The 24,834-nt window shown below is 68.8% G+C and carries 19 protein-coding genes; 3 read left to right on the forward strand and 16 right to left on the reverse strand.

Annotated elements, in window-relative coordinates; genetic code table 11:
• The 4 genes from ACFY4A_RS34915 to folD all read right to left on the reverse strand — a co-directional run bounded on the left by ACFY4A_RS34915 (position 1) and on the right by folD (position 4,642).
• Positions 1-681, reverse strand: coding sequence for a flavin reductase family protein (locus ACFY4A_RS34915; RefSeq protein WP_390833329.1), 681 nt, complete (start codon positions 679-681; stop codon positions 1-3).
• 68 nt (positions 682-749) lie between these two features.
• A complete protein-coding gene (locus tag ACFY4A_RS34920; protein WP_390833330.1) occupies positions 750-3,095 on the reverse strand; it encodes an ATP-binding protein in 2,346 nt (781 codons plus the stop codon).
• A gap of 48 nt (positions 3,096-3,143) precedes the next feature.
• Positions 3,144-3,440, reverse strand: coding sequence for a nickel-binding protein (locus ACFY4A_RS34925; RefSeq protein ID WP_390833331.1), 297 nt, complete (start codon positions 3,438-3,440; stop codon positions 3,144-3,146).
• A 326-nt stretch (positions 3,441-3,766) separates the two neighbouring features.
• Complete coding sequence (gene folD / locus ACFY4A_RS34930) at positions 3,767-4,642, reverse strand: bifunctional methylenetetrahydrofolate dehydrogenase/methenyltetrahydrofolate cyclohydrolase FolD (RefSeq protein WP_390833332.1); 876 nt, start codon at positions 4,640-4,642, stop codon at positions 3,767-3,769.
• 130 nt (positions 4,643-4,772) lie between these two features.
• Here folD and ACFY4A_RS34935 point away from each other — a divergent pair, with 130 nt between their 5' ends.
• On the forward strand, positions 4,773-6,125 hold the full coding sequence (locus tag ACFY4A_RS34935) for a flavin-containing monooxygenase (protein WP_390833333.1): 1,353 nt from the start codon (positions 4,773-4,775) through the stop codon (positions 6,123-6,125).
• 59 nt (positions 6,126-6,184) lie between these two features.
• Here the strand turns inward: ACFY4A_RS34935 and ACFY4A_RS34940 are convergent, their stop codons facing one another.
• Entirely contained in the window at positions 6,185-6,925 is a 741-nt protein-coding gene (locus ACFY4A_RS34940) for a type 1 glutamine amidotransferase (RefSeq protein ID WP_390833334.1), read from the reverse strand.
• Positions 6,926-6,936: 11 nt separating this feature from the next.
• Positions 6,937-8,271 (reverse strand): NAD(P)/FAD-dependent oxidoreductase, encoded by a 1,335-nt coding sequence (locus tag ACFY4A_RS34945; protein ID WP_390833335.1) that lies wholly within the window; start codon positions 8,269-8,271, stop codon positions 6,937-6,939.
• Positions 8,272-8,699: 428 nt separating this feature from the next.
• On the opposite strand from ACFY4A_RS34945, the gene ACFY4A_RS34950 reads away from it, so the two are divergent.
• On the forward strand, positions 8,700-9,452 hold the full coding sequence (locus ACFY4A_RS34950) for an IclR family transcriptional regulator (RefSeq protein ID WP_390833336.1): 753 nt from the start codon (positions 8,700-8,702) through the stop codon (positions 9,450-9,452).
• Between the two features lie 182 nt (positions 9,453-9,634).
• Here ACFY4A_RS34950 and ACFY4A_RS34955 read toward each other — a convergent pair whose 3' ends face one another.
• From ACFY4A_RS34955 to ACFY4A_RS35000, 10 genes are all read right to left on the reverse strand, one after another.
• A complete protein-coding gene (locus ACFY4A_RS34955) occupies positions 9,635-11,983 on the reverse strand; it encodes a DUF1989 domain-containing protein (RefSeq protein ID WP_390833337.1) in 2,349 nt (782 codons plus the stop codon).
• A 492-nt stretch (positions 11,984-12,475) separates the two neighbouring features.
• Positions 12,476-12,775, reverse strand: a complete 300-nt coding sequence (locus ACFY4A_RS34960; protein WP_390833338.1) for a hypothetical protein — start codon at positions 12,773-12,775, stop codon at positions 12,476-12,478.
• On the reverse strand, positions 12,768-13,862 hold the full coding sequence (locus ACFY4A_RS34965; RefSeq protein WP_390833339.1) for an EamA family transporter: 1,095 nt from the start codon (positions 13,860-13,862) through the stop codon (positions 12,768-12,770). The genes ACFY4A_RS34960 and ACFY4A_RS34965 overlap by 8 nt, the downstream gene beginning before the upstream one ends.
• Positions 13,863-14,035: 173 nt before the next feature.
• Complete coding sequence (locus ACFY4A_RS34970; RefSeq protein ID WP_390833340.1) at positions 14,036-15,013, reverse strand: bifunctional 5,10-methylenetetrahydrofolate dehydrogenase/5,10-methenyltetrahydrofolate cyclohydrolase; 978 nt, start codon at positions 15,011-15,013, stop codon at positions 14,036-14,038.
• Positions 15,010-15,582 carry a cyclodeaminase/cyclohydrolase family protein gene (locus ACFY4A_RS34975; protein WP_390833341.1) on the reverse strand — a complete coding sequence of 191 codons (573 nt, stop codon included), beginning with the start codon at positions 15,580-15,582 and terminating at the stop codon, positions 15,010-15,012. The genes ACFY4A_RS34970 and ACFY4A_RS34975 overlap by 4 nt, the downstream gene beginning before the upstream one ends.
• A complete protein-coding gene (locus ACFY4A_RS34980; RefSeq protein ID WP_390833342.1) occupies positions 15,579-17,276 on the reverse strand; it encodes a formate--tetrahydrofolate ligase in 1,698 nt (565 codons plus the stop codon). The genes ACFY4A_RS34975 and ACFY4A_RS34980 overlap by 4 nt, the downstream gene beginning before the upstream one ends.
• A gap of 13 nt (positions 17,277-17,289) precedes the next feature.
• The gene (locus tag ACFY4A_RS34985) at positions 17,290-20,823 is read right to left on the reverse strand and encodes a 2Fe-2S iron-sulfur cluster-binding protein (protein WP_390833343.1); all 3,534 of its coding nucleotides are present in this window, start codon (positions 20,821-20,823) and stop codon (positions 17,290-17,292) included.
• Complete coding sequence (locus ACFY4A_RS34990; RefSeq protein ID WP_390833344.1) at positions 20,820-21,071, reverse strand: sarcosine oxidase subunit delta; 252 nt, start codon at positions 21,069-21,071, stop codon at positions 20,820-20,822. Before ACFY4A_RS34990 ends, ACFY4A_RS34985 begins: the two co-directional genes overlap by 4 nt.
• Before the next feature lie 35 nt (positions 21,072-21,106).
• Positions 21,107-22,384 carry an FAD-dependent oxidoreductase gene (locus ACFY4A_RS34995; RefSeq protein ID WP_390833345.1) on the reverse strand — a complete coding sequence of 426 codons (1,278 nt, stop codon included), beginning with the start codon at positions 22,382-22,384 and terminating at the stop codon, positions 21,107-21,109.
• A gap of 140 nt (positions 22,385-22,524) precedes the next feature.
• Entirely contained in the window at positions 22,525-23,151 is a 627-nt protein-coding gene (locus tag ACFY4A_RS35000; RefSeq protein WP_390833346.1) for a helix-turn-helix domain-containing protein, read from the reverse strand.
• 277 nt (positions 23,152-23,428) lie between these two features.
• On the opposite strand from ACFY4A_RS35000, the gene ACFY4A_RS35005 reads away from it, so the two are divergent.
• Positions 23,429-24,826 carry a glutamine synthetase family protein gene (locus tag ACFY4A_RS35005; protein ID WP_390833347.1) on the forward strand — a complete coding sequence of 466 codons (1,398 nt, stop codon included), beginning with the start codon at positions 23,429-23,431 and terminating at the stop codon, positions 24,824-24,826.
• Positions 24,827-24,834: the final 8 nt, after the last annotated feature.

The following is a 24,834-nucleotide window of genomic DNA, read 5'->3' on the forward strand; positions in this document are numbered from 1 at the left end:
TCAGAGGACTGAGGCGATCCCGATGCCCGTCGGCCGGACACGACCGTACTGCCGTGAGACGTAGACGAGCGGGTCCGCGCCGTCTGCGTCGTTTGTCACGAACTGGGTGTTGCCGATGACGATCAGGCGATCGGGGTAGCCGTAGATCAGGTCGACGACGCACTCGAACGAGGACAGCGCGCCCGCCAACACGGGGGAGCCGGTGGTCCCGGACGACCAGTGACCGTGGTCGAACCGATCGTCCTCGACGCCGCCTACGCCGGCGAACGCCTCGGCCACCGCGCGTTGCTCTCGCGAAAGGATGTTCACGCAGAACCGTTTCGTACGGCCCAGTTCCCGGCCGATCCCGCTGCGTCGGTGGACACATACGACCAGGGCCGGTGGGTCGATGCCCAGCGGGCACACCGATGTTGACGTGACGCCATACCAGTGGCCGTCGTCGTCGCTCGACGTCACCACGGTGACGCCGCTCGCGAGGTGCTGGATGCCCTGCTGGAACTGGCGGGATGTGCGCAACGACCGGTTGTCGGCGGCGTCCTCCCGGTCCCGGATGCCGATGCCGGTGGTCGCGAGTCCAGAGAAGGGGAGCACGGGTGAGTCGACGAGCACGTTGTCCTCCGCAGGGCCGGATCCGCTGGGTGGCGCCGGGGCGGCGTCGAAGCCCAGTGTGATGTAGATCACTCGGTGTGGAGTACGGTGCAAACACCTAGGGGCATACCTAAAAGCTCCCCATGCGGTAGGGATCCGGCTCAGCAGCGCGCGGCCGGGTCGTTCTCCGCCGGTCGCGCCTCGGCCACCCACGCGGCGACCTGGGCGCGGGAGGAGAAGCCGAGCTTGCCGAGGATGTGCTCGACATGGGCCTCAGCGGTGCGTCGGGCGATGACCAACTTGGCCGCTATGGCTTTGTTGCTCAGTCCCTCCGCAATCAGCCGCGCCACTTCCAGCTCCCGGGGCGTCAGCGCGGCGGTCGCCTGGGCGCCGCTGGTGACATGCCCCTGCTGCGGGTCGGGCTCGCCCAGTGCGAGGGCGATCGCGCGCTCGAGTCCCATGTCGATCCCGCTCCGGTACTCCGCGTCGAACCGGGAGCCAAGCGCTGTGCGCACTCCCTCGTGACACTGCTCGTGATAGCGCAGCAGGTGGTGTATGCCGAACAGGGGAGCGCCGATCCGCCGCCAGATGCTGTCGGCGCAGCCCAGCAGCTGGGCAGCGAACCGGTGCTTGAGCTCGGCGTGCGTGGTCCAGGCCAGGATCTCGATGCAGAAGGCGATCGCCCACTGTTCATTGAACTCGCGGGCCAGCCGCAGGCCCTCCCGGCCCGATGCGGCTGCGCGCTGGCTGTCGCCCAACTGCCAGGCGACCAGGCCGAGGTCCCACAGCATGTAGGACTTCAGCCACTGCTCGCAGCGTGAGTCGCACAGCGCCAGGGCCTCCTCGCACAGTTGCGCCGCGCGGTGCGGCTCGCCCAGCAGCGCGGTGACCGCGACCAGGTAGAAGCAGGTGTCCAGGAACCCGAGATCGTCCCCGCACGCCCGGTGCTGCTCGAGCCCGGTTTCCAGATGTGTGCGCGCTTTGGTCAGTTCGCCCAGGGACATGGCGACCATGCCGACGAGCTGGACCGCCCAGGCCGCTGCGCCCGCGTCCCCGATCTGGTCGGCTTGTCGCCGGCATTCCTGGATCATCGGTTCGGCTGACGGGATGTCCTCCTGGATGATGCACAAATAAGCGCACACCCACAGGGCGCGAGCCCTGGCCCGCCCCGCCGTGACGTCCCGTTCCAGGAGGCGCTCGAGCCACCGCCTCCCCTCACCGGTCAGCCCGGTGGCGATCCAGAAGAACCACAGGGCGCCTGCCATTCGCAGGCCCGACTCGGCGCCGGGTTCGGAGAGCGCGAACTCAAGCGCACCGCGGATGTTGTTGTGCTCGCGCAGGACCTGGCTCAGCAGACGCTGCTGGTCCGGTCCGCACCACTCGGCGCAGGCCTGATCGACCAGGGCGGCGAAGTGGTCTCGGTGGCGGCGCTGGACCGCGGACTCGTCGGCCGATTCGGCCAGGCGCTCCTGACCGTATTGGCGGATGGTCTCCAGCATGTGGTAGCGCACGCGTCCGTCCTGCTCCTCGGCGATGACGAGGGACTTGTCGACCAGGGCGGCCAACACGTCGAGCAGGATGATGTCGTCGATGTCGCCCCCGGCGCAGATGGCTTCGACGGCCGCGAGATCGAACCCACCGGAGAAGACCGACAGTTGGGCCCACAGGGTGCGCTCCTGCTCGGAGCACAGGTCGTTGCTCCAGTCGATGAGGGCACGCAACGTCTGGTGCCGGGGAAGCGCGCCGGGGTTGCCCGCGGTCAGCAGCCGGTACCGGTGCTCCAGCCGCTGCAGGATCTCCTCGACGGACAGGGCGCGCAGGCGCACCGCCGTCAGCTCGATCGCCAGTGGGAGCCCGTCGAGTTGCCGGCACACCTTGACCACGGCCTTGTAGTTGTCCTCGGTCAGTGCGAAGGCTGGTTGCACCGCGGTGGCCCTGGCCAGGAAGAGGTTCACCGCCTCGTAGTGCCCCAGCGCCTCCAGCGGCGGCAGGCGGTCGCCCTCGGGCACCGACAGAGTGGGGACGTGGAAGATGTGCTCCCCGGTCAGGCCGAGCGCCTGCCTGCTGGTGGTGAGGATGCGCAGCCCGGGGGCGGCCCGCAGCACCGTGTCCGCGAGCACCGCGCAGGCATCGCGCAGGTGTTCGCAGTTGTCGAGCACCAGCAGCATCTGTTTGGTGCTGAGGAAATCGGCGAGTGCGGGAGCCGGCCACCGGGCGGTGCGGTCGAGGATGCCCAGGGTGCTGGCGATCGTCTGAGACAGCAGGGCGTGGTCCTCCAGCGCCGCCAGTTCGACGAGCCAGACGCCGTCAGGGAAAGCGCGGTGCAGGTCGGCGGCGACGCGCAAGGACAATCTGGTCTTGCCTGCGCCACCCACTCCGGTCAGGGTGACCAGCCGGGATTCGGTGAGCAGCCGTTTGATCTCGGCGACCTCCCGTCGTCGGCCGACGAAGCTGGTCAGTTCCGAGGGCAGGTTGCTCGCGCGGCGTGGTGGGGAGGATGCGGGCATAGCCTCGGACGGTAACGGCGGTCACGGTCGGCGGCAAGACTGTGCCGCTCAGGTGGATTGCCCGTGCTCGACGGGCAGTTCGAACGCATCGTCGACGCGGGAGACCGGGATCTGGGCGATCTCGTGCGCCAGCCTGACCACTTGCGCGCTGGACGCGGTGAACAGGCAGAGCCAGCGACGTTGGGAGGGCACGTAGGTGCTGTGCACGCAGCACACCCACTCCCCATCGGCAGTCAGGCGCCTGCCCGCTTCGTCGAGGGCGCGCTGTGCGGCCTGCAGATCGGACTCGCCGACCGTGGGCAGCACCCGGTCGACGAGGAAGAATCTCCTGCCCCTGTCCGTCATGGCGCCACCCACGATCCCCCCCCGGACGACGGTTCATCGTGCTCAACTCCCTGGGTCTCGGTCACGGCTGAAGTCTGCTCATGGCGGCTTTCCCGCGGCGGGGGAGGAATCCCCACTGTCCTACCTGTGGCGCTACCGCAGCAGGCGCGAGGCGCGGGCGCCCGGCGTTCCGCTCCGGGCGGGCAACCGGCCTTGGCGGAGTACCAGCCGACCACCTCGGTCCTGCCCCGGGGCCCGCATGGTCACCGCGAGGGGGCGGCGCCTGGCCCCGATCTCCGGCGGTTCCTCCGCCATCAAGACGTCGGGTCGTGCCTGCCCACGGTCGGTCACGCGGACGACGCCGGGCCGCTGGGTGATCCGGCCCGTGTGGACTGCCGCCTCGCCGCGGTCACGGTGTTGGCCATCAGCATGGCGATGGTCATCGGGCCCACGCCGCCCGGGACGGGAGTGATGGTGCCCGCGACCTCACGGACCGTGTCGAAATCGACGTCGCCGCACAGCCGGCCCTCTCTCCGGTGGATCCCCACGTCGATCACCGTGGCGCCCGGCTTGACGGCGTCGGCTCCGATGAGGCGGGGTACGCCGGCCGCCGCCACGAGGATGTCGGCGCGGCGGCAGACCGCAGCCAGTTCCTCGGTGCGGGAGTGGCACGCGGTGACGGTGGCATCCCGCTGCAGGAGTAGCTGCGCCAGCGGTTTGCCCACCAGCGGTGAACGTCCGACCACGACCGCTTCGGCGCCCGTGATCGGGATCTCCGCTGCGTCGAGTAGTTCGATCACCCCGGACGGGGTGCACGGGCGCAGTCCGGGGCGTCCGGTGGCCAGGCGTCCCGCGCTGACCTCGGTGAGTCCGTCCACGTCCTTGTCCGGGTGGATCCGGGAGATGAGCGCCCCCGCGTCGAGGTGGTCGGGCAGTGGCAACTGCAGCAGGATGCCCGACACCGCGGGATCGGCGCTGAGTTCGGAGATCACATCGGCCAGTTCCTCCTGCGTGATGTCACCCGGCAGATGCCGGTGGAGGTCGCGGATCCCGGCCTGCACGCACTGCTTGCGTTTGCTGCTCACGTAGATCGCCGATGCCGGGTCGTCGCCGACCAGGACGGTGGCCAGCCCCGGCGGCGTCGGGAGCTCCGCCACCTCGCGGGCGACCCGCTCCCGGACGCTCCTGGCGATTTTCGCCCCGTCGATCACGCTTGCGCTCATCCGACCTCCTGTGCTCGTGGTTTCCCTGGACATTCCGTAGTCACCTCGATACTATCCACTGTTAGTGAACAACGTCTCATTTTAAGAAACATGCGGCCGGGTCACAGTGGAACAGGTGGAGGAGGACCAGATGGCAGCACGCGTTGCCGTCGTCGGCGCCGGGCCATGCGGCCTCGCGCAGTTGCACGCCTTCGAGGAAGCGCGGGCGCAGGGTGCTGACGTGCCGGAGATCGTCTGTTTCGAGAAGCAGGGCGACTGGGGAGGGTTGTGGAACTACACCTGGCGCACCGGTCTTGACGAGTACGGGGATCCGGTGCACGGGAGCATGTACCGCTACCTGTGGTCGAACGGGCCGAAGGAGTGTCTTGAATTCGCCGACTACACCTTCGACGAGCACTTCGGCAAGCCGATCCCGTCGTTCCCGCCCCGGGAGGTGCTCTACGACTACATCACCGGCCGCGCGAAGAAGAACAACGTACGCCAGTTCATCAGGTTCAACACGGCCGTGCGCAGGATCTCCCACGACGACGCGACGCGGAAGTTCTCGGTGACCGTGGAGAACCGGGAGGATCGCACGACCCGGACGGAGGAGTTCGACTACGTCATCGTCGCAACCGGACACTTCTCGACCCCGAACATGCCCTCCTACGAGGGATTCGACCGGTTCCCCGGGCGCATCCTGCACTCCCACGACTTCCGGGACGCACAGGAGTTCGCGGGCAAGAACCTCCTGGTGATCGGCGGCAGCTACTCGGCGGAGGACATCGCGCTGCAGGCCAGGAAGTACGGTGCCTCCTCGGTCACGATCTCCTATCGCAGCAAGCCCATGGGCTTCTCGTGGCCGGAGGGGATCAAGGAGGTGCCCCTGCTGGACCGGGTCGTGGGCAGCACCGCCCACTTCGTCGACGGGACGAGCCAGCCGGTCGACGCGATCGTGCTCTGCACCGGCTACCAGCACTCGCTGGGCTTCATCGCCGATGACCTCCGCCTGCGCACGGACAACGTGCTGTACACGGAGAACCTCTACAAGGGCATCTTCTGGATCGACAACCCGAGGATGATGTACCTCGGGATGCAGGACCAGTACTACACCTTCACCATGTTCGACGGTCAGGCCTGGTACGCCCGCGACTACGTGCTCGGCCGGGTCTCGATACCGTCGCGGCAGGACATGGCCGCCGACATCGAGCAGTGGCGGAGCAAACTCGCCGCCTGCGACGGTCCGTTGGACGAGATCGATTTCCAGGCCGAGTACACGGCCGACCTGTACAAGGAGGTCGACTACCCCAGCTTCGACATCGACCTGACCCGGGAGCACTTCCGCACCTGGGAGCACCACAAGGAGGAGAGCATCACCGGCTACCGCGACCGCTCCTTCTCCTCGCCGTGCACCGGCACCGTGGCCCCTGTGCACCACACCGAGTGGTGGAAGGAGCTCGACGACTCGATGGGGACGTTCCTGTCCGACCACGAGCACTCGTGACAACTCGTGACCAGCTGCTCGGGCGGGGTACGGCGACGGACCCCGCCCGAGCGGCGCGTTCAGGAGCCGACGGCGTAGGAGGACGCCCGGTCGACGACGTGGTCGGTCAGCGCGTGGCCGCGTCGGCGCGCCTCCGGCGCGAGCGCGACGGTCCGGGCGAGCAACTCGGCTTCGCCGATTCCCGTCCGGCGCAGGGTGGACGCGTAGTGCCGGGCCCAGGACCGCACACTGTCCACTTCGGCCTCCGGGTGGAACTGCACACCGACGTGCGGCCCGAAGGCGAAGGCCTGGGCCCCCACCGCGGTGCGGACGAGTTCGACGCCGTCTTCCGGTGTGGTCATCACGTCGAAGTGCCAGATCATCCAGGGGCCCGGCGGCACGGACAGGGTTCCGGTCGCCGGGCCGTCCTGCCGAGCCGCCGGTTCGACGCAGATCCACCCGATCTCCGGCCCCTCAGCCGCTCGGTGCACCCGGCCACCCAGGACGCGGGAGAGCAACTGCGCTCCGAAGCAGATGCCGAACACCGGCACGTCGCAGGCCACCGCCGCGGCGATGAAGTCGTACTCCCGGCGCACCGACGGCAGGGAGTCGTCGTCGGCCGACTCATAGGAGCCCAGGGAAACGACGAGGTCGTAGGCCCGCGGATCGGGCAGCGCCGGCCAGTGCGCGTCGACAAGGTGGATGCGTGCGCCCCGCTGGACGAGGCGTTCTCCCACGTACCCGGGCGGGCAGTCCGGTTGATGCTGCACGACCAGGACCTGGCCGGTGCGCCCCGGCCAGGTCCCCGGTGCGTCTGGCACCGCGGCCACCGTCAGCTCCAGGGGAACGGGGAGTTGCTGGTGGGGTGCAGCTTTCCGGTGGTGTAACGGGAGAACCGGAACGGCTCGAGCAGCGCCTGCGGCCTACCGGTGAGCTCCTCGGCCACCAGCGCGCCCACCCCGATCATCTTGTAGCCGTGGTTGGCGTCGGCGATCACGTAGGCGTTCTGGCGGAAGGTGTCGAACACCGGGAAGCTGTCGGGAGTGAACGCGCCCACTCCGCCGGAGGGTTCGCGCCGGTAGAGCGCTCGCTTGCCCTCGAAGCGCTTGTGGCAGTGGGCAAGCGCGGAGGTCCACATCCGGATGAAGTCCTCGCCGACGGCGAACTCCGGGCTCTCAGGGCCGTAGGGGTCGACGGCTATGGCGGCGGCGGGCCGGTCAAGTCGTTGCGGCGACGCGCCGCCCTGCAGACCCCCGAAGGAGAAGTCGGGCTTGTAGTAGACGCCCCACATCTGGTCGGTGACGAGGCTTCCGTCGACGTCGTCGAAGAGCGGTTCGCTGGAGTCGATGTGCACGACCGGGGGGAGGTTGCCGTGGTTGTCGGTGAACTCGTGCGGGTCCGTGTCCAGCGTGCCCTCCTGCAGGGCCCAGTAGGTCCACATCGGCACGTTCTGCCGGACGGTTCCGTCGGGCAGGGCGACCGGGATGTGGCTGGGCAGGTCGAGCATCGCCCAGATGTCCCGCACCCACGGGCCCACGGCGACCACGAGATGCTCGCAGGCGATGTCGCCGGTGTCCGTCTGCACCGCCGTCACCGCGCCGCCGTCGATCGACAGGCCGGTCACCCTTACCGGCGTCCGGATGGTCACGCCCTCGCCGAAGGCCTTGTCCGCAAGGCCCTGCAGGGAGGCGACGTTGTTGGCGTAGCCGCCACGTTTCTCGTGCAGCACCGCGGACACCCCGGGTGCCTGCCAGTCGGCGAACAGGCCGGTCAGATAGGTGCGGCAGGCGTTGGAGCCGTCGATCAGTTCGGAGGTGTAGCCGATCGCCTGCTGTTCGGCGTAGATCTGCCCCACGTCGGCCCGCATCGCCTCCGGGGCGATCTGCAGATAGCCGACCGGATGGTAGGAGAAGGCCTCCGGATCGGATTCCCAGACGTCGACCGAATGCGCCATCAGTTCGCGCATGGCGGGCTGGAAGTAGTTGTTCCGGATGACCCCGCAGGCGACGCCCGACGCGCCCGCGGCGATACCTGTCTTGTCGATGACGAGGACGTCCCTGCCGCTGCCCCGTCCGGTGGCCTTCAGGCGTCGGGCGAGATGCCACGCCGTGGACAGTCCGTGAATGCCGGCACCGATGATCACGTATTTCGCCTGCTGCTGGGTCACACTGCTCACCTCTGAGTTTGGCGCACGGAATTGCCGTCATGGAGATGCAATCTCCATATTCGATTTTAGTGCGTGACGGGTGGTCAGAGCCAGGCCCTGGCGGCGGTCCCAGTTGGGGAGGCGTCGTGAGGGTGGTTCAGCTGCCTCGGGCGCGACCTGACGACCTGTCCGCCCGTCACGTTCGCCCAACGCGGTGTGGGGGTGGCCAACCGCGGTACTACGGATTGATCCCGCAGGGTGCCGCGCTGTGCGGCCGGGCGCGGACGGGGGAACATGGCGCCATCGGCGCCCCAGGCCGGAATGGGAGGGATTCCGGCACAAGGCGGCGCGCCCCGCAGCGGGTGCCGACCGATGGCTGCGTGGGTCGCCCGGGGCGGCTGAGCGGATACTATTGCCCTCTTGGAAATGAAAACTCCGAAGGAGCCGCGGTGGCGAGGACAGGGAAACCAGCCGTCCGGCAGGTCGAGGCGGTGCAACGGGCCATCGCGGTGCTGGACGTGCTTGCCGAGGCACACGGCGATCTCGGCACCAACGAAATCGCCCGCCGCGCCGGGGTGAACGTCAGCACGGTGTCCCGGTTGCTCTCCACCCTCGTGGAGGGCGGGCTCGTGCAGCATCTTCCCGCCAGCGGCCGGTACCGGCTCGGCATCCGGATCCTGCAACTGGCCGGCGCGGCCCGCGAGAACCTGGACCTCCGGGCGCTCACGCGGCCGTACCTGGAGGAGCTGACCGAGTTGACCGGCGAGACGGCGACCCTGTCGATGCCCGGAGAATACGACGTCCTGACGGTCGACTACGCGCAGAGCGAGGCGTCGGTCCGCAGCGTGGCGGCCATCGGGCGCAACAGTGTCGCCCACGCCACGGCCGTGGGAAAGGTGTTCCTGGCATGGGGAGGCACACTGCCCGACGGGGAACTCGTGCCCTACACCGACCGGACGATCACCGATCGAGCCGACCTCGAGCAGGAGGTCGAGCACGTCCGTGCCCGGGGATGGGCCCAGAGCCTCGGCGAGCGTGAGCCGGAGTTGAACGCCGTGGCGGCCCCGGCCCTGGACTGCGTGGGGCGCCTGGTGGCGATCATCGGCGTGCAGGGTCCCGCCGCCCGCTTCACCCCGCGAGCCATGCGCGCCGCGGCGAGTCTGGTGCGGGAACGGGCCACCCTCATCGGGAAGAGTTCGTGAGTGCCCCGGCACGCTCCCCCAAGCTCTTCGAGCAGGGGAACCCCCACTCGCCGCACCGGCCGGAAGCCCGGGTACGTCCAGTACGAGGGCTTCCGGCCGGCACTCCCTCAAGCTCTCCGAGCAGGGTGACCCTCGGAGCACCCACCAGGCGCCGCTCCTCAACGGGTGAACATTGCCTGTTGCTAGCTCCGCGGACGGATCTTCTCCGGGTCGTAGAAGGGGAAGCGCACGACCTGGGCGGGGATCCGCTTGCGGTGACCGTCGAGCTTGCCCACCTCCACCTCGGTGCCGGGCTCGGCATGCTGGACCGCGATCCGGCACAGTGCGATGTTCCTGCGCAGAACCGGGGAGCGGGTGGCGCTGGTGACCACTCCCACCTGCGAGCGTCCGACGTGGACGCAGTCGCCGTGGGCCGCCGGTTCGTTGCCCGCGAGTTCCAGGCCCACCAGTGTCCGCTGCGGATGCGCCTTGCGGGACAGCAGCGCCTCCCGGCCGACGAAGTCGTCCTCCTTGGTCTTGAGGGGCACGGTGAACCCGATGCCCGCCTCGAACGGGTCGGTCTGGTCGCAGAAGTCGTAGCCGGCGAACACCAGCCCCGCCTCGATCCGCAGCATGTCGAGTGCGTCCAGGCCGAGCGGCAGCATGCCGTAGGGTCTCCCCGCCTCCCACACTGCGTCCCAGAGGGCGGGGGCGTGCTGGGGGTGCACCCACAGTTCGTATCCGAGCTCACCGGAGTAGCCGGTTCGGGAGACCATCAGCGGGATGCCGTTGTGGTCGCCGATCCGGCCGATCGCGAACCGGAACCAGGTCAGGTCGGTGAAGTCGGGCTGGGTGGGCGGGGTCCAGATGAGCTCGCTCAGCAGCTCCCGGCTCGCCGGTCCCTGCACGGCAATGTTGTGCAGCTGATCGGTGGAGTCCTTCACCCATACGCGGTCCAGGCCGAGACGGTCGGCCTGCCGGCGCAGCCAGATGCCGTCGTAGTCGTCGCCCCCGACGAACCGGAAGTTCGTGTCGCCGAGGCGGAAGACCGTGCAGTCGTCGATCATGCCGCCGGTCTCGTTGCACACCGCCGAGTAGACGACTTGGCCATGTGAGAGCTTGCGGATGTTGCGGGTGACGGTGGCCTGCAACAAGGCCTCCGCGTCCGGCCCGAGGACCTCGAACTTGCGCAGCGGGGAGAGATCCATCACCGCCACGCGTTCCCGGCACGCCCAGTACTCCTCGAGGGCACCGTGGTTGTCGAAACTGGACGGAAGCCAGTATCCACGGTACTCGGTGAGTTGCTTGGTCAGTGCCGAGATCCTCGGATGGAACCCCGTCTGCTTGGTCAGTTTCGCCTCGGAGTCCGGGGTGACCCGGTGGGAGATGGCCATGGAGAACTTCCGTTTCGCATCGTAAACACGCACGTGAACGTCGGTGGGCACCCAGGCATTTGACGGATCGACGTCGTCCGGGCATGCCGAGGAGGCGCAGACCAGATCGGTCATCGCTCGCATGAGGACGTAGTCCCCAGGCCGCGACCACGGCTCGTCGAAGACCAGGAGGTTCGCGTCGTCGAATGCGGTGTTGTAGAAGAGGTTCAGGGCCGGCCACCCGCGTCTGCGGGCAATGCCGTACCGCTCGAGCTGGGCGTTGAAGTTGTCCGTGCAGTTGACGTGTCCCGGGTAGCCGAGATCCTCGTAGTACTTGGCGTTGCAGGCCAGGCCGAAGGTGTCGTGCCTGCCCACCGTGTCACGGACGATCTCGACCAGCGGCTGGGCGTCCTGGTCGTAGAACTTCCCGTGCAGACCGGGCTGCGGGTAGGCCTTGCCCATGAAATAGCGCGTCGTGGTCGAGTCGAGCCCCCGTTCGATGCCTGCCTCGAGACGACGCTCGTGGAAGGCGAGGAAGTCCGAGCACTGCCGTCCCTCCACGTCGATGATCTGAATGAACTGCCCCTCCTTCACCCGGTAGCTACGGGCTGTCGCGGCATCGATCCGCAGATCCAGGATCGGTTCGGCGAGCGGCTCCGGCAGGGCCGGCTCCGTCCGCGGCCTCGGCGCCGCACGGCGGACCTCGATCAGCAGTTCGGACGGGGGATTGGCTGAGTCGTCCTCCACCGACATGGCGCCGGCCGGGGCGCCGACCAGCACGTGGACGTGCTCCTCGGCGGTGAAGGTCTCCCGGGCTCCCGCGGGTGACCATTCGCCGAACAGCCGGACGGCCGTGGCGTCGGACGGGGCGATCCCGTGGGCGGTGAGCAGGGCGAGTACGTTTGACCCGGCCTCACCGGGCCGGTCGGCCAGGGACCGCACGAGACTGGCCGGGGCATCGGCCGACACCCCGAGCGCGGCCGCGGCGCGGTGGCGCATGCCGATCGCGGTCAACTCCGCAATCTGCCTGCCCGCGCGGTCGATCACGGTGATCCGGTCGCCGGGCGACAACGCGACGGCCGTGATGCTCCCGGGCCGCACCCAGTAGGTCTCAAGTCCCGGTTCCCGGGGGATCAACCCCGGCAACACCAGTCTCGGGCGGATGCCGATCTCCGTCATTGCCTTTCCTTTCAATGAATACGGCTTGGCCGGCCGGGATGTGCGCGCGTCGCTGTGGCCGTGGCGCACACCGCGTGCGGCACGGCCACAGCCACTGAATCAGAGCCCGGTGCTTCCTCGACGCGAGCGAGTTCCGCCTCGAGCGCTCCGACCGGATCGCGGGCACCTGCGAGGAGTACGCCCACCGGATCGGCGACGAATGCCGCGAGGCCCGCTGTGAGGCAGGTCGGGGCGGCGACGCGACCCGCGGCTCGCGACGGCGGCTTTGGACGAGGCGAACGGGACCCCTGCTTTCACGACGCCGGTCGCCGGACCTCGACCGAGATGCGGCTTGAGGCATTGCTCTCCACGCGCGTTCGAAAAACCCCGAAGTGACGGACGCTCAGAGCTTCCTGACGAACGTGCGTGCGTGGTACAGGGCCAGGGCGGGAAGGCCGAGGAAGAGCACGACGGCCAGGATCAGGCCGATCCGTCCCCATGCGAAGAACTCGATCATCGGTGTGCCTCCAGCAGTCCGGTCTGGACCATCCGGGTCCGGCCGAAGTCGTTGAGGCCGAACTTGACCAGTAGCCGCTCCTCGCCGGACGACTTGTCCAGGTCGACGGTGCTGTCCAGTTCGTCGAGCAGTCCGCCGGAGAACAGGTCGGTCAGGGTGAGCCGCACCGTGCCGTACCAGTACCTGCCGGACAGGCCGTACGCGCGTAGGACCTCGGCGGTGATGTCGTAGTCCCACTGCGGTCCGTTGCGTTCGACGAGTTGCAGGATGTATCCCTTGATGGGCAGATCAGGCATGGTCGCTCCGTTCGGTCACGACCGCGTCCGCCCGCACTTGCCGTGCCGGCACGGCGCGGACGATCTCCAGGATCCCGCGTCGTTCGGTGAACAGAATGAAACTGCCCGCTACGGCGATGGCGGCACCGATCACGAACTCCGTCCCCGGCCATTTGTGGGTGAACGCGAACAGCCAGAGCAGGGCGAGCGGACCGTAGAGCGCGGCGATCGCCTGACCGCGGCCGACCCCGATGAGCGGGAAGGACTTGTACCAGGACACGTAACAGAAGGCGAAGGTCACGCCCATCAACACCAGCATCAGCCAGACCGCTGGGCTGGTCAGCGCCCTGCCGAGAGCGGTCAGGAAGGCGTCTCCGGCCAGCAACACCGTGACCGGAACGGCGACCAGCAGCCACAACCCGACCTCGAAGGTGAAGCGCAGGGTCAGGCCGACGTCCGGATCGCTGACGTCCAGTGCCCTGCCCGCGATCGCGCCCTCCAGGCCCCAGCCGATGAACGTGGCCGCTCCGGCCAGGTAGCCGATCCATCCGCCGGTCCCGGTGCCGGTCAGCTCGCCGATGAGACCGGGCGTGAAGATCACCACGCCACCGGCCACGATCACGACGATCCCGACCGCGGCGCGGGGGGTGATCCGCTCGTGGTACCAGACGCGGGCCACGAGCGCCCCGATGATCGGGTAGAGCAGTCCCGCGACCGCTGCGAACTGGGCGCCGACGTAGACGATCGCGACGTAGGAGCCGAAGACGGCCAGCCCGCCCGCCAGCCCGGCCGGGAGGTACCACCGGGAGATCCGCGTCTGCCGCAGGGTGCGGACGTACTCGCGTCCCTTGCCCAGCACACCGACCCACAGGAACATCGCGGCCAGCACGGCGAGCGCGTTGAGGAACGCCACCACCATCGAGGCGAGCAGGAGCTTGCCGGTGGAGTCGACGAGGTCGACGAACGGCGCCTCGGTATAGATCGCGGACCCGGGTACATACCACGCACCCCAGAGCACCGCGCACCACAGTGCCCAGATGAAGCCCCAGCGGACCTGGCGGTTCCGGTACTCGGTTCGGAGGCGTTCTGTCTTGCGGGCATCCAGCATGGCCACTCCTTACGGACATCGCGTCGACGCGAGGGGGTCCTGGGCGCGGCGTGTGTCCGGCGCTGGTCGATGGGTGGATGTGTGAGCTAGAGCATGCTTCCTTTCGGTCCGAGGTGTAAACCCTGTAGTGAAACAAAGGTGCACCATTTTCAACGCCGTGTGGTTGTGGGTCGTCAGCCGGTGCCGGCACGGGCCAGCTGACTGTCCGGGGTGAGCAGGCTGAGCCCCTCCAGCAGCGGGCGGGCCGTGGACACGCTGAGCTGCAGCCGGGCCGCGGCGACCGTGTTGCGCAGCAGCCACACGTCGGTGATCGGACCGACGCCGCCCGGCACCGGGGTGATCGCCCGAGCCTTCGCGGCGACCGACGGGAAGTCCACGTCCCCCACCAGTCGAACCTGGTCGGTACCCGGGTTCACCACCGGGTTGATGCCGACGTCCACGGCGATCACGCCGTCCTTGACGTGGTCGCCGTGGATCAGCCCGGGCACGCCGGTCGCCACGACGAGGATGTCGGCGATCCTGGTGTGCCGGTAGAGCAGCCCGGAAGAATAGCTGTGCACGTCGCAGGACAGGACGGTCGCACCGCGCTCCATCGCCAGGGTGAGTGCGGGCTTGCCGACGTTGGCCGACCGCCCCACCACGACCACATTGCTGCTCTGGTACACCGCCGCCGGGGTCTGGCCCGACTCGAGGAGATAGCGGTCGAGCAGGTGGAACGCCGCGGCCGGCGTCGAAGGCACGAACCGGGGTCTGCCCAGGGTGAGCAGGCCGACGTTGACCGGGTGAACAGCCTCGATGTCCTTGAGCGGGTCCAGCGCGCGGTAGAGCGCCGCCTCCGACACCTGCGGCGGGAGCGGGCGCAGGATCAGGATCCCGGACACGCGCGGATCCGCGTCCAGCTTGCCGACCACCGAGACGGCGTCCGCCTCCGCGACGTCCCGCGGCAGGTGCTCCCGTACGTAGTGGACACCCAGCTCCTCGGCCAGCCGCCGGACTCTGCGCTCGTAGGCGTGCGCCGGGTAGCTGTCCCCGGCGACTATCGTGGCCAAGCCGGGCCGTGCGCCCTGCGCCACCAGTGAACTCACCTCGGCGGTGAGGGAATCGTGGAGGTCGCGGGCATATCGGCGACCGTCAATGACATGTGCGCTCATGGTGTACTCCCCGTTGCTGCGGTCACCGCCTGGCGCGCCACCTTGAGACACCCCTCGGCGCGCTCCGTACAGGTTGCGTCGAGTCCGCCCAGGTCGCGGTTGATCCACACGATGCGCGCGGCCGCCCGGGTCGCTCCTTCCGCAAGCAGGGCTCCCGCCTGCGCGTCTCCGCTCAGCCGCGGGTTGCCCGCGACCGCGGTCCGTGCCGCCAAGGTCGCGATCTCGGCCGCCTTCTCGGCGATGCGCAGCGGAACCTCTGTGGCGGCCAGGAGGGACTGTCCGATCCGCTCCCGCCGGTCGGGGGTGGTGCGGGGCAGTCGTACCGCCTCGAGCACGGCGGCGTAGGCGACGCCGTCGGCATCGGCCAACGAGAGCACCTCTGCGCGCAAGCGGTCGGCGTGCTCGGCGAACTCGCTTTGCGTGCTGTCGGAGAACCGGGCGGCCATGGCTGCCAACGCGGCTGCCGCCCCCGCGGTGAGGGCGGCGGCCGCTCCCGCCGAAGGGGCGGATGTCCGGGCGGCCAGCGCGTTCAGGAATCCGGCGACTGTATCGTCGGCCAGCGCCGTCATGACAGACCGACGACGGCACCGGTCGGGTCGAGATCGATCCGGGACGCCGCGGGCGAGCTCCCCAGCCCCGGCATGGTGCGCATGTCGCCGCAGATGGGGTAGACGAAGCCGGCTCCGACGGAGGCCCGTACCTCCCGCACCGGCAGGGTCCAGCCGGTCGGGGCGCCCTTGAGCTTCGAGTCGGAGGAGATCGACAGGTGCGTCTTGGCGATACAGACCGGCAGCTTGCCGAAGCCGGCCCGCTCGTAGGTGGCCAGCTGCTTCTGGGCCTGCGGCGAGTACTGCACGTCGGCCGCGCCGTACACCTTCGTCGCCACCGTCTCGATCTTCTCCCTCAACGTCGCCTCGTCGGGGTAGAGGAAGCGGAAGTCGGTGGGCTCCTCCGCGGCTTCCGCCACCGCCTCGGCCAGTTCGGCCGCACCTCGGCCACCCTCGGCGAAGTTGGTGCACACCGCGGCACGGGCCCCCATCTCCTCGGCGATCTCCCGGATGACGGCGTGCTCCGAGGCGTGGTCGTCCGGGAAGGCGTTGATCGCCACCACCGGCGACACCCCGTGCAGCCGGATGTTCTCGATCTGCTTGCGCAGGTTGGCCGCGCCCGCCGCGACATCCTCGGGGTTCTCCTGCAGCAGCTCCGGCGGCAAGGGTTTGCCCGCCACGATGCGGTACTTGCCGGAGTGCGCCTTGAGCGCCCGGACCGTGGCCACCACGACCGCGGCGTCGGGGGAGAGCCCCGAGGCGCGGCACTTGATGTTGAAGAACCGCTCGGCGCCCATGTCGGCGCCGAATCCGGCCTCGGTGACCAGGAAGTCGCCCGTCCGTATGCCGATCCGGTCGGCGACCACCGAGGAGTTGCCGGTCGCGATGTTGCCGAACGGCCCGGCGTGCACCAGCACCGGTGTGTTCTCCAGGGTCTGCAACAGATTCGGCTTGATCGCCTCCCGCAGCAGCACGGTCATCGAGCCGGCGGCCTTGAGCTGTTCGGCGGTCACCGGTGCGCCGTCCCCGTCGTAGCCGACCACGACCCGGCTGAGCCGCTCCCGCAGATCTTCCAGCGACGTGGTCAGCGCCAGCGCCGCCATCACCTCCGAGGCGGCCGTGATGTCGAAACCGGTTTGCCGCGGTATGCCGTCACCCTGACCACCGAGGCCGACCACGATGTTGCGCAGTGCGCGGTCGTTGACGTCGAGCACACGGCGCCACGTGATGTTGTGCTGGTCCAGGTTGAGCTGGTTCCCCTGGAAGAAGTGGTTGTCGATCACGGCGGCGAGCAGGTTGTGGGCCGCTGTGACGGCGTGCATGTCGCCGGTGAGATGCAGGTTGAGCAACTCCATCGGCACGACCTGGCTGTAGCCGCCGCCCGCCGCACCGCCCTTGATGCCGAACGTCGGCCCCATGGACGGCTGCCGGATGGCGACCGTGGCACGCTTGCCGATGTGCTTGAACCCCTGGCCGAGACCGACGGTCGTGGTGGTCTTGCCCTCACCGAGCGGGGTCGGGGTGATGGCACTGACCACGACGTACTTGGCCTTCGGCGCCTCGGCCAGCTCCTCGATCGCGCCCAGCCCGATCTTCATGACGTCGCGTCCATATGGTTCGAGGTGGTGCGCCGGAAGGTCCATCTCGGCGGCGATGTCATCCAGCGGCTTGAGAGCGGCGCCGCGCGCGATGTCCAAGTCTGAAGGGAAAGGCATGGTGTCTCCTCGGTCAGAGGGTCGGTGCGGTGGCGCAGCCGTCGATCTCGGCGCCGAACTCCGCGCCGGCGTCCAGGAGGGCGTCGAAGAGGTACTGGCCGGACGAGCGCTCGCAGTGCAGCAGATAGCCGGGGACGCCGTCGTCGTCGAGGCGCACCACGTCGGTGACCACCTTCGCCACCGAGGTCCGGAAGGCGGCCCCGTCGGGGGTGATGTCGTCGGACAGGTCGATCCCGCACAGCTTGGCCAGCAGGTCGGAGCCCGCCCGCCCCACCACGCGGATCATCGCGCGACCGTGGGTGAGATCGATGACGGAGGCGAACTCGTCGGCCTCCTCGGCCAGCTTGCGCACACGGGTGAGGAGCTTTTCCTGCGAGCCGGGCGCACCGATCATCAGCCACTCACCGGGGCCGGACCCGACGACCAGGTTGCCGTTCGTGTCTCGGGCGGCCCGCCCGAACCGGGTGCCGAGCTCGGCCGCCAGCACGCCGCCGTGCGGCGCCCTGATCGCGATCTTGGCCAGGAGTGTGTGGTCGGCGACGGTCAGCGGGGCGGAGCTGCGGCGGGCGTCCACCGTCCAGTCGGAGATCGTGGTGACCTCGTCTCCGGGTGCGATCGGGCTCCTGGCCACCGGCGCGGCATGCGGCCGGAGGCTGGAGGCCGGCGTGTCGACGTTCTGCCGGGTGCCCTTCGGATCGACATGTGCCAGGTGTTCGGTGATCCGTGCCGTGATGTCCCTGCCGTCCGGCAGACGAACGGTCAGTTCGGTACCAGGGGCGGCGAGGTCGGCGTCGACCTGTCCCAGGCAGATGGACCTGCCGAGGGTCGGCGACATGCGACTGGAGGTGATACGGCCCCTGATCCGGCCGCCGTCGGAAATGATCTGGCTTGCCTCCGGCGGTACGACGCGGCCGTCGGTGGGCTGGATGCCGACCAGGCGGGTACCGTCGCCGTCCGCGGCCTGCCAGGCCAGTTCCGGCTTGCCGACGAAGTCGTCCTTGTCGAGCTTGATCGCCCAGTCCAGGCCCGCACTGTAGGCCCTCGTGAGGCCGTCGGTGTCCTGACCGACTATCAGGTGTCCCTTCTCGAGGCGGAGGATGCGCTGCGCCTCCACGCCGAACGGCCGGACGCCGAGGTCCTTGCCCTGCTCCAGCAACGCCTCCCAGACGTGCAGCCCGTAGGACGCCGGGACGTGCAGTTCGTAGGACAGCTCCCCGGTGAACCCGATGCGCCACAGCACGCAGTCGTCCACGCCGGCCACCCGGCCGGTGCGCACCTGCATGTAGCCGAACGCCTCGGCGGAGAGATCAACGCCCTCGGTCAGCCTGCCGACCAGTTCCCGCGACCGTGGTCCCGCCACGTTGATGCTCGCGTAGGCAGTGGTGACGGGAGTGACGTGCACCTGCCAGTCCGGCCGCTCGGTCTGCAGCCAGTTCTCCACCCACTCCCACACGGCCGCCGCGCCGGAAGACGTGGTGCTCATCAGGTAGTGGTCCGCACCGAGTCGGCCGGTGACGCCGTCGTCGAAGACGACACCGTCCTCGGCGCACATGACCCCGTACCGGACCTTGCCGATGCCGAGCTTCGACCATTTGTTGACGTACAACAGGTTCAGCAGCTTGGGTACGTCGGGACCGCGCAGGTCCAGCTTGCCGATCGGCGTCACGTCGATGATGCCGACGCCCTCCCGGACCGCGCGGACCTCGGCGGCCGGGTCACCGTAGTGCTCCGGCCGGATCCACTGCCCGGCCACCAGCGGCTTGGCGTTGCGCTCCTCGTGCCATGGCTGCATGGGGGAGTGGCGGACCGGTTCGAAGATCCGCCCGGCCAGCGCGCCCAGCGTGACCGGCACGTACATCGGCCGCCACGTCGTCGTGCCGGTCTCGGCGATGGTGCGTCCGGTGGCCTCGGCGATCACAGCGATCGCGTTGATGGTCTCCAGCTTGCCTTGCACCGGGCCCATGGTGGCGGTGGTGTACCGCTTCGCCAGTTCGGCCGAGTCGTACCCCTCCCGGACCGCCATGTGGAGGTCCTTGGAGGAGACGTCCTCGGAATAGTCGACGATGCCGTGGGTGAGGCCGCGGAAGAGTTCCGGGTGCGGGTGGACGGGCAACGGCGGGATCGCCGTCGCCTCCGGTGCCGGCTTGCGCACGGGGTGACCGCTGTGGGCCGTCGGGACCGCGGCCAGGTGCGCCGCCCGGCTCCCTGAGGCTCGGCGGGCCGCTTCGGCACCCACCAGCGCTGCGTGCTCGCACAGTTCGTCCAGTGTGCCGTCGCCCGCGAGGCCGCCGACCGCCATCACCTGGTCGCCCGCCGTACCACCCGGCAGGAACCGGGCCGCGACGGGGTCGTACACCGGGACGTCGCCGGCCATGTTCAGCAGTGAGGTCGGGGCGGTCCAGCCGGTCGCCGTGACCAGCAGGTCGGCCTTGAGCCGACGCCCGTCGGCCAGGTCGACGGCCTTGACCCTGCGCCTGCCGTGCACCTGGACCACGTCCTCTCCGGCGCGGGCGTCGGCGACGTGGACCACGTCCACGCCGGCCCGGTGGAGGTCCTCCACCACACCGTCGCCCGTGGCGTTCGCGGTGAGCACCACCGCCCGGTGCCCCGGTTTGACCGCGTAGAGGTTGATCAGCCTGCGGGCCGCGGTGGACAGCATCACGCCCGGGGTGTCATTGCCTCCGAACACATAGGGACGCTCGATCAGTCCACCCGCGACGATCAGCACGCGGGCGCGCGCCTTGATGAGACGTTCCGGTGCCGTGCCGTGGTGGCGCTGGACCACGGCGATCCAGTTCTCGTCGTAGCGGCCCAGGACCGCGGAGTCGGTCAGAACCTCGATGTTCTCGTACGATTCGACCTCGTTGATCAGGTCGGTCGCGGTGAGTGGGCTCTCCCACCTCAAGTGCCCGCCGAGGTGGTGCTCCTCGTCGACCAGCATGACTCTGGCGCCTGCGCGGGCGGCCGCGACGGCAGCGGCCATGCCCGCCGGGCCGCCACCCGCGACGAGCACGTCCGGGTGGGCGTAGCGCTTGTCGTGGGGGGCGTGCGGGGTGGACGCCGAGACCTCGCCCGCGTGCACGAACCGGCGCAGAATCTTCTGGTAGCTGGGCCAGAGGAACTCCGGCTTCATGAAGGTCTTGTAGTAGAAGCCGGAGGAGAGGAACCGTCCCGCGAGACCGTTGGCGGCCTTGACGTCGAACCGCAGCGACGGCCAGGTGTTCTGGGAGCCGACCCGCATGCCGTCGGTGACCAGCCGGTGCGCGCCACGGACGTTGGGCTCGTCGTCGACCTGCACCATGCAGCCGGGGTCGTGGAAGCTCGCGGTGAGCAGACCGCGCGGCCGGTGGTACTTGAAGCTGCGGGAGAACACACTGTGGCCCGATGCGGCGAGTGCCGAGACGATCGTGTCGCCGGGGTGGGCGGTGATCTCCTTGCCGTTGAAGGAGAAGCGCAGCGTGCGACTGCGGTCGATGACCTCACCGGGCTGCCTGCCCAGGCGCATCCGTCCGGTGCCGGGCACCGCGTTCGTGTGCTGCTGGCTCATCGCGTCTCTCCCACCGGAAGGGTCTCGTTGGTGCTGGTGTGTCGGCAGACACGGAAGAACCGCCTGCAGCCCGCGGTGTGATACCAGGTCTCGTCGACCCAGCCGCGCGCGTTGCGCCGGAAGTACAGGTAGTGCCGCCATTCCTGAGGTGTCGTCGACGCGGTGTCCGGGCGGGGTGTGGATTCCCCGTGGTGCCGGAATTCGCTGACGTTGCGGGGGCCGCACCACGGACACGGAAGCTGGATCATGGTTGACCTCTTTCGTCTGCTCGATGTCCGGCGCTTCAGTGGCCGACCGCGGCCGCACCCTTTTCGCCGACGAGGCGGCCCGAGGCGAACCGGTCGAGACCGAAGGAGGCGATGATCTCCGGGGGGCGCTCGTCGGCGATGCAGTCGGCCATGGCCTCGCCCGCAACGGGCCCGGCCTTGAAGCCGTAGGTGCCCCAGCCGACGTCCACGTAGAACCCCTCGACGGGAGTGGGCCCCATGATCGGCGAGTAGTCGGGGGTCATGTCGCACAGGCCGGCCCATTGCCGCAGCAGGCGCATCTTCGACACCGCAGGCATCAGCTCCAGCACATGTCCCGCCAGGCCTTCCGCGAAGTCGAGCGACCCGCGCATCGAATACGAGGTGAACGGGTCGACGCTCGCGCCGAACACCAGCTCGCCGCGGTCGGTCTGGCTCACGTAGACGTGCAGTGTCCCGGAGACGACCACGGTGTCCAGGAAGGGCCGCACCGGTTCGGTCACCGCCGCCTGCAGCGGCGAGGTGGTGACCGGCATGTCGACGCCCACCATGTCCGAGATGAGCGTCGACCAGCCTGCGGTGCAGTTGACCACCTTCCGGGTCGAAATGCGCCCCCGGGTCGTGCGTACCCCGCTGACGCGATCGCCTTCGACGTCGATCCCGAGGACCTCGGTGTTCTGGTGCAGGTGCACGCCGTTGGTGTCGGCGGCGCGAGCGTATCCCCAGACGACGGCGTCGTGCCGGATGATGCCGCCCGGCGGGTGGTAGAGCGCGCCGAGGATGGGATAGCGGGTGTGTTCGGATGTGTCCAGGAACGGCACCCGCTTCTTGATCTCGGCAGGGTCGATGACCTCGGAGTCGACACCCTGGAGCTTGTTCACCTCCGCCCGCCAGCGCATGGTGCGCAGCGAACTGTCGTTGTGCGCCAACGTCATGTGGCCGCGCTGCGAGAACATCACGTTGAAGTTCAGATCCGCGGCCAGGTGCTGGTAGAGCTGCAGCGAGCGGTCGTAGAACCGAACGCCCTCCGGGGTGAGGTAGTTGGAGCGAAGGATCGCGGTGTTCCTGCCGGAGCCCCCGCCGCCCAGGTACCCCTTGTCCAGTACCGCCACGTCGGTGATGCCGTGGTTGGTGGCGAGGTAGTACGCGGTGGCGAGGCCGTGGACACCACCGCCGATGATCACTACGTCGTAGCTCTGCTTGAGTGGATGGGTGCGCCAGACCTGCGGCCAGTCCGCATGTCCCAGACCGTGGCGCAGCAGCTGCAACGCGGAGTAGCGCGCCGGTCGGATCTTGCGCTTGCGGTGACCGTTCACCCCACGGGAACCAGGACTTCCACCAGGCATGAGATGTCTCCCAGCTGATCGGCTTCACTGTGTCGCGTCGGCGATGCGCGAGCATCAGTAAGCGTCAGCTTACGGCGCTGGGTGAACGAAGTCCACTGATATGAAACAGATCAGCTGCTGGGGGTCACGGACTTGACGGCCAGGAACTGGACGGGCAGTGAGATCAGCTCGCCAGGGCCGTGCATCACTTCGCCGACGAACTGGATGGCGTCGCCCGGCTCGAGCACGTAGCGCGCGCTGCCGTAGCAGTACTCCATCTTCCCGGAGATCATGAAGATCAACTCGGTGCCCGCGTGCTGGTACAGCGGGAAGACCTCGGTGCGTTCAGTCAGTGTGACGAGTATGGGTTCGAGCGTGTCGTGTGGGGCGCGCATGGTGCCCAGCAGCTGGTAGCGATGCCCGGGCCCGGAGCCCTTGTGGTGGACCTCCAGGCCGCTGCCCGCCTTGACGTACACCACGTCCTGCTCCTCGGACAGGCCCCGGAAGAACGCGGTGACCGGGACCGAGAGCGCCTCGGACAGGCGCGCCAGGGTGGCCAGGCTGGGCGAGGCCTGCATGTTCTCGATCTTGGAGAGCATGCCCTTGGACAATCCGCTCTCGGTGGCGAGTTTGCCGACCGTCCAGCCGTTCATGAGCCGGAACTCGCGGACTCGCTCGGCGATCACGGCGCTCAACGCCTTCTCGAGGCCGGTCGCCTCCTCGAAGCCGGCGGCGGCCGCGTTGTCGTTTTCTGTCATCGCGCTGCCACGTCCTCTTGCCTCCGCGGTGATCGCTGTCCAGAGCGTTCTCACTCTAGCCCTGCCCAGAGGGGTCCGGTGTCCGGTCCCGCTGTGTTCCCGCAGGTCTGCCCGGTTCCGTCGAGGGGCGCGGCCGCCTCCTCCCGGCGGGTGGGGCAGGGCGAGTTCGAACCCAAGGGCTTGTCTCACGAGAGGAGTCAATGTTCACTGGCTGTGGACGGCGGTGTGCTGCGTCGCAGTGTCCTGGCGGCTGAGGTCCCGGACAAGGAGACAGTTCATGAGTACCGATCTCGAGAAATTCCTCGCGCAACCGGGCAGGGGTGAGCTCATCGCCGACGTCCGGCGCCAGATCGACGAAGCGGGGGTCACGTATATCTACCTGCAGTTCGTGTCGGTCACCGGCCGGATCATGGGGAAGGGCATCCCCGCCCAGCACTGGGAGCGCTTCGCTCACGACGGCTTCCAGCTCGTCTACGGCGCGACGGCCAATCTGTTCACCGATCGCCACGGCGACTACATCGGCTACGGGGCCGAAGCCCGTGAGCTGGTCGGTGTGCCCGATGCGGACACGTTCTGCGTGCTGCCGTGGGACCGCCAGACCGCCCGGGTGTTCTGCACGCTCTTCCGCGGCAAGGAAGAGGACGTCGCTCCCGGCGGCTACCTCACCTCCGACTGCCGCGGCAACCTGAGGCGGATCCACCAGGAGTTCGAGGCGGAGACCGGTCTGCACCTGCGGGTGGGCACCGAGCCGGAAATGATGTGGCTCAAGCTCAACCCGGACGGCACGCCGTCCGTGGAGGGCAGGACCAAGCCCTACTGCTACCACATCGACCAGTTCGCCGAGCTGCAACCGCTCATCCACCGTGTGATCGAGTACGGTCAGGCCATGGGCCTGGACATGATCCAGGGCGACCACGAGGACGCGCCGGGCCAGCTCGAGCTGAACTGGCAGTTCGACCGCGCCGAGATCACCGCGGACCGGCTCACCACCTACCGGCAGATCTGCAAGCAGGTCGGGCGTGAGTTCGGCGTGTATCCCTGCTTCATGCCCAAACCGTTCATGGGCGTGTCGGCCAACGGCTGTCACCACAACATCTCCCTGTGGGAGGGCGACACCAACGCGTTCCTGCCCGAGGGGGAGAACCCCCGGATGCCGAGCAAGATCGGCCTGACGGCGATCGCCGGCCTGCTGGAGCACTTGGACGCGCTGACCTGCCTGAGCTCACCGACCGTCAACTCCTACCGGCGGCTGTGGGACACCGGGTTCTGGGCGCCGTTGTACGCGGACTGGGGTTTCCAGAACCGCACCACCGCGCTGCGGGTCAGCGCCCCCGGCCGATTCGAGTACCGGTCGGTCGACTCGTCGGTCAACCCCTATCTCTCCATGGCGGGCCTCATCGCAGCGATGCACGACGGCATCCGGCGCAACCTCGATCCCGGACCGCCGGAGGAGCGCAACATCTACGACGCGATGGCCCAGGGCAAGGAGATCCGCCGGATCCCCATGACCCTCGGCGACGCGCTCTCGGCACTGCGGAAGGACGAAGTGATCCGCGGCGCGCTGCCCGGCGACATGTACACGGTTTTCGAGCACTACAAGCGTGACGAGTGGGAACGCTTCTGTGCCGCCGTCACCGACTGGGACGTCAAGGAGTACCTGGACATCCTCCCCTGAACGCGGGT

This window comes from Streptomyces sp. NPDC001292 (genome assembly GCF_042896465.1).
Taxonomy (GTDB): Bacteria; Actinomycetota; Actinomycetes; order Streptomycetales; family Streptomycetaceae; genus Streptomyces.

Coding starts and splice junctions, on each gene's coding strand:
- ACFY4A_RS34965 (WP_390833339.1), bottom strand. CDS start 13,862: ATGCTGGATGCCCGCAAGACAGAACGCCTCCGAACCGAGTACCGGAAC.
- ACFY4A_RS34920 (WP_390833330.1), bottom strand. CDS start 3,095: ATGCCCGCATCCTCCCCACCACGCCGCGCGAGCAACCTGCCCTCGGAA.
- ACFY4A_RS34975 (WP_390833341.1), bottom strand. CDS start 15,582: ATGACGGCGCTGGCCGACGATACAGTCGCCGGATTCCTGAACGCGCTG.
- ACFY4A_RS35005 (WP_390833347.1), top strand. CDS start 23,429: ATGAGTACCGATCTCGAGAAATTCCTCGCGCAACCGGGCAGGGGTGAG.
- ACFY4A_RS34970 (WP_390833340.1), bottom strand. CDS start 15,013: ATGAGCGCACATGTCATTGACGGTCGCCGATATGCCCGCGACCTCCAC.
- folD (WP_390833332.1), bottom strand. CDS start 4,642: ATGAGCGCAAGCGTGATCGACGGGGCGAAAATCGCCAGGAGCGTCCGG.
- ACFY4A_RS34990 (WP_390833344.1), bottom strand. CDS start 21,071: ATGATCCAGCTTCCGTGTCCGTGGTGCGGCCCCCGCAACGTCAGCGAA.
- ACFY4A_RS34925 (WP_390833331.1), bottom strand. CDS start 3,440: ATGACGGACAGGGGCAGGAGATTCTTCCTCGTCGACCGGGTGCTGCCC.
- ACFY4A_RS34935 (WP_390833333.1), top strand. CDS start 4,773: ATGGCAGCACGCGTTGCCGTCGTCGGCGCCGGGCCATGCGGCCTCGCG.
- ACFY4A_RS34985 (WP_390833343.1), bottom strand. CDS start 20,823: ATGAGCCAGCAGCACACGAACGCGGTGCCCGGCACCGGACGGATGCGC.
- ACFY4A_RS34980 (WP_390833342.1), bottom strand. CDS start 17,276: ATGCCTTTCCCTTCAGACTTGGACATCGCGCGCGGCGCCGCTCTCAAG.
- ACFY4A_RS34955 (WP_390833337.1), bottom strand. CDS start 11,983: ATGACGGAGATCGGCATCCGCCCGAGACTGGTGTTGCCGGGGTTGATC.
- ACFY4A_RS34960 (WP_390833338.1), bottom strand. CDS start 12,775: ATGCCTGATCTGCCCATCAAGGGATACATCCTGCAACTCGTCGAACGC.
- ACFY4A_RS35000 (WP_390833346.1), bottom strand. CDS start 23,151: ATGACAGAAAACGACAACGCGGCCGCCGCCGGCTTCGAGGAGGCGACC.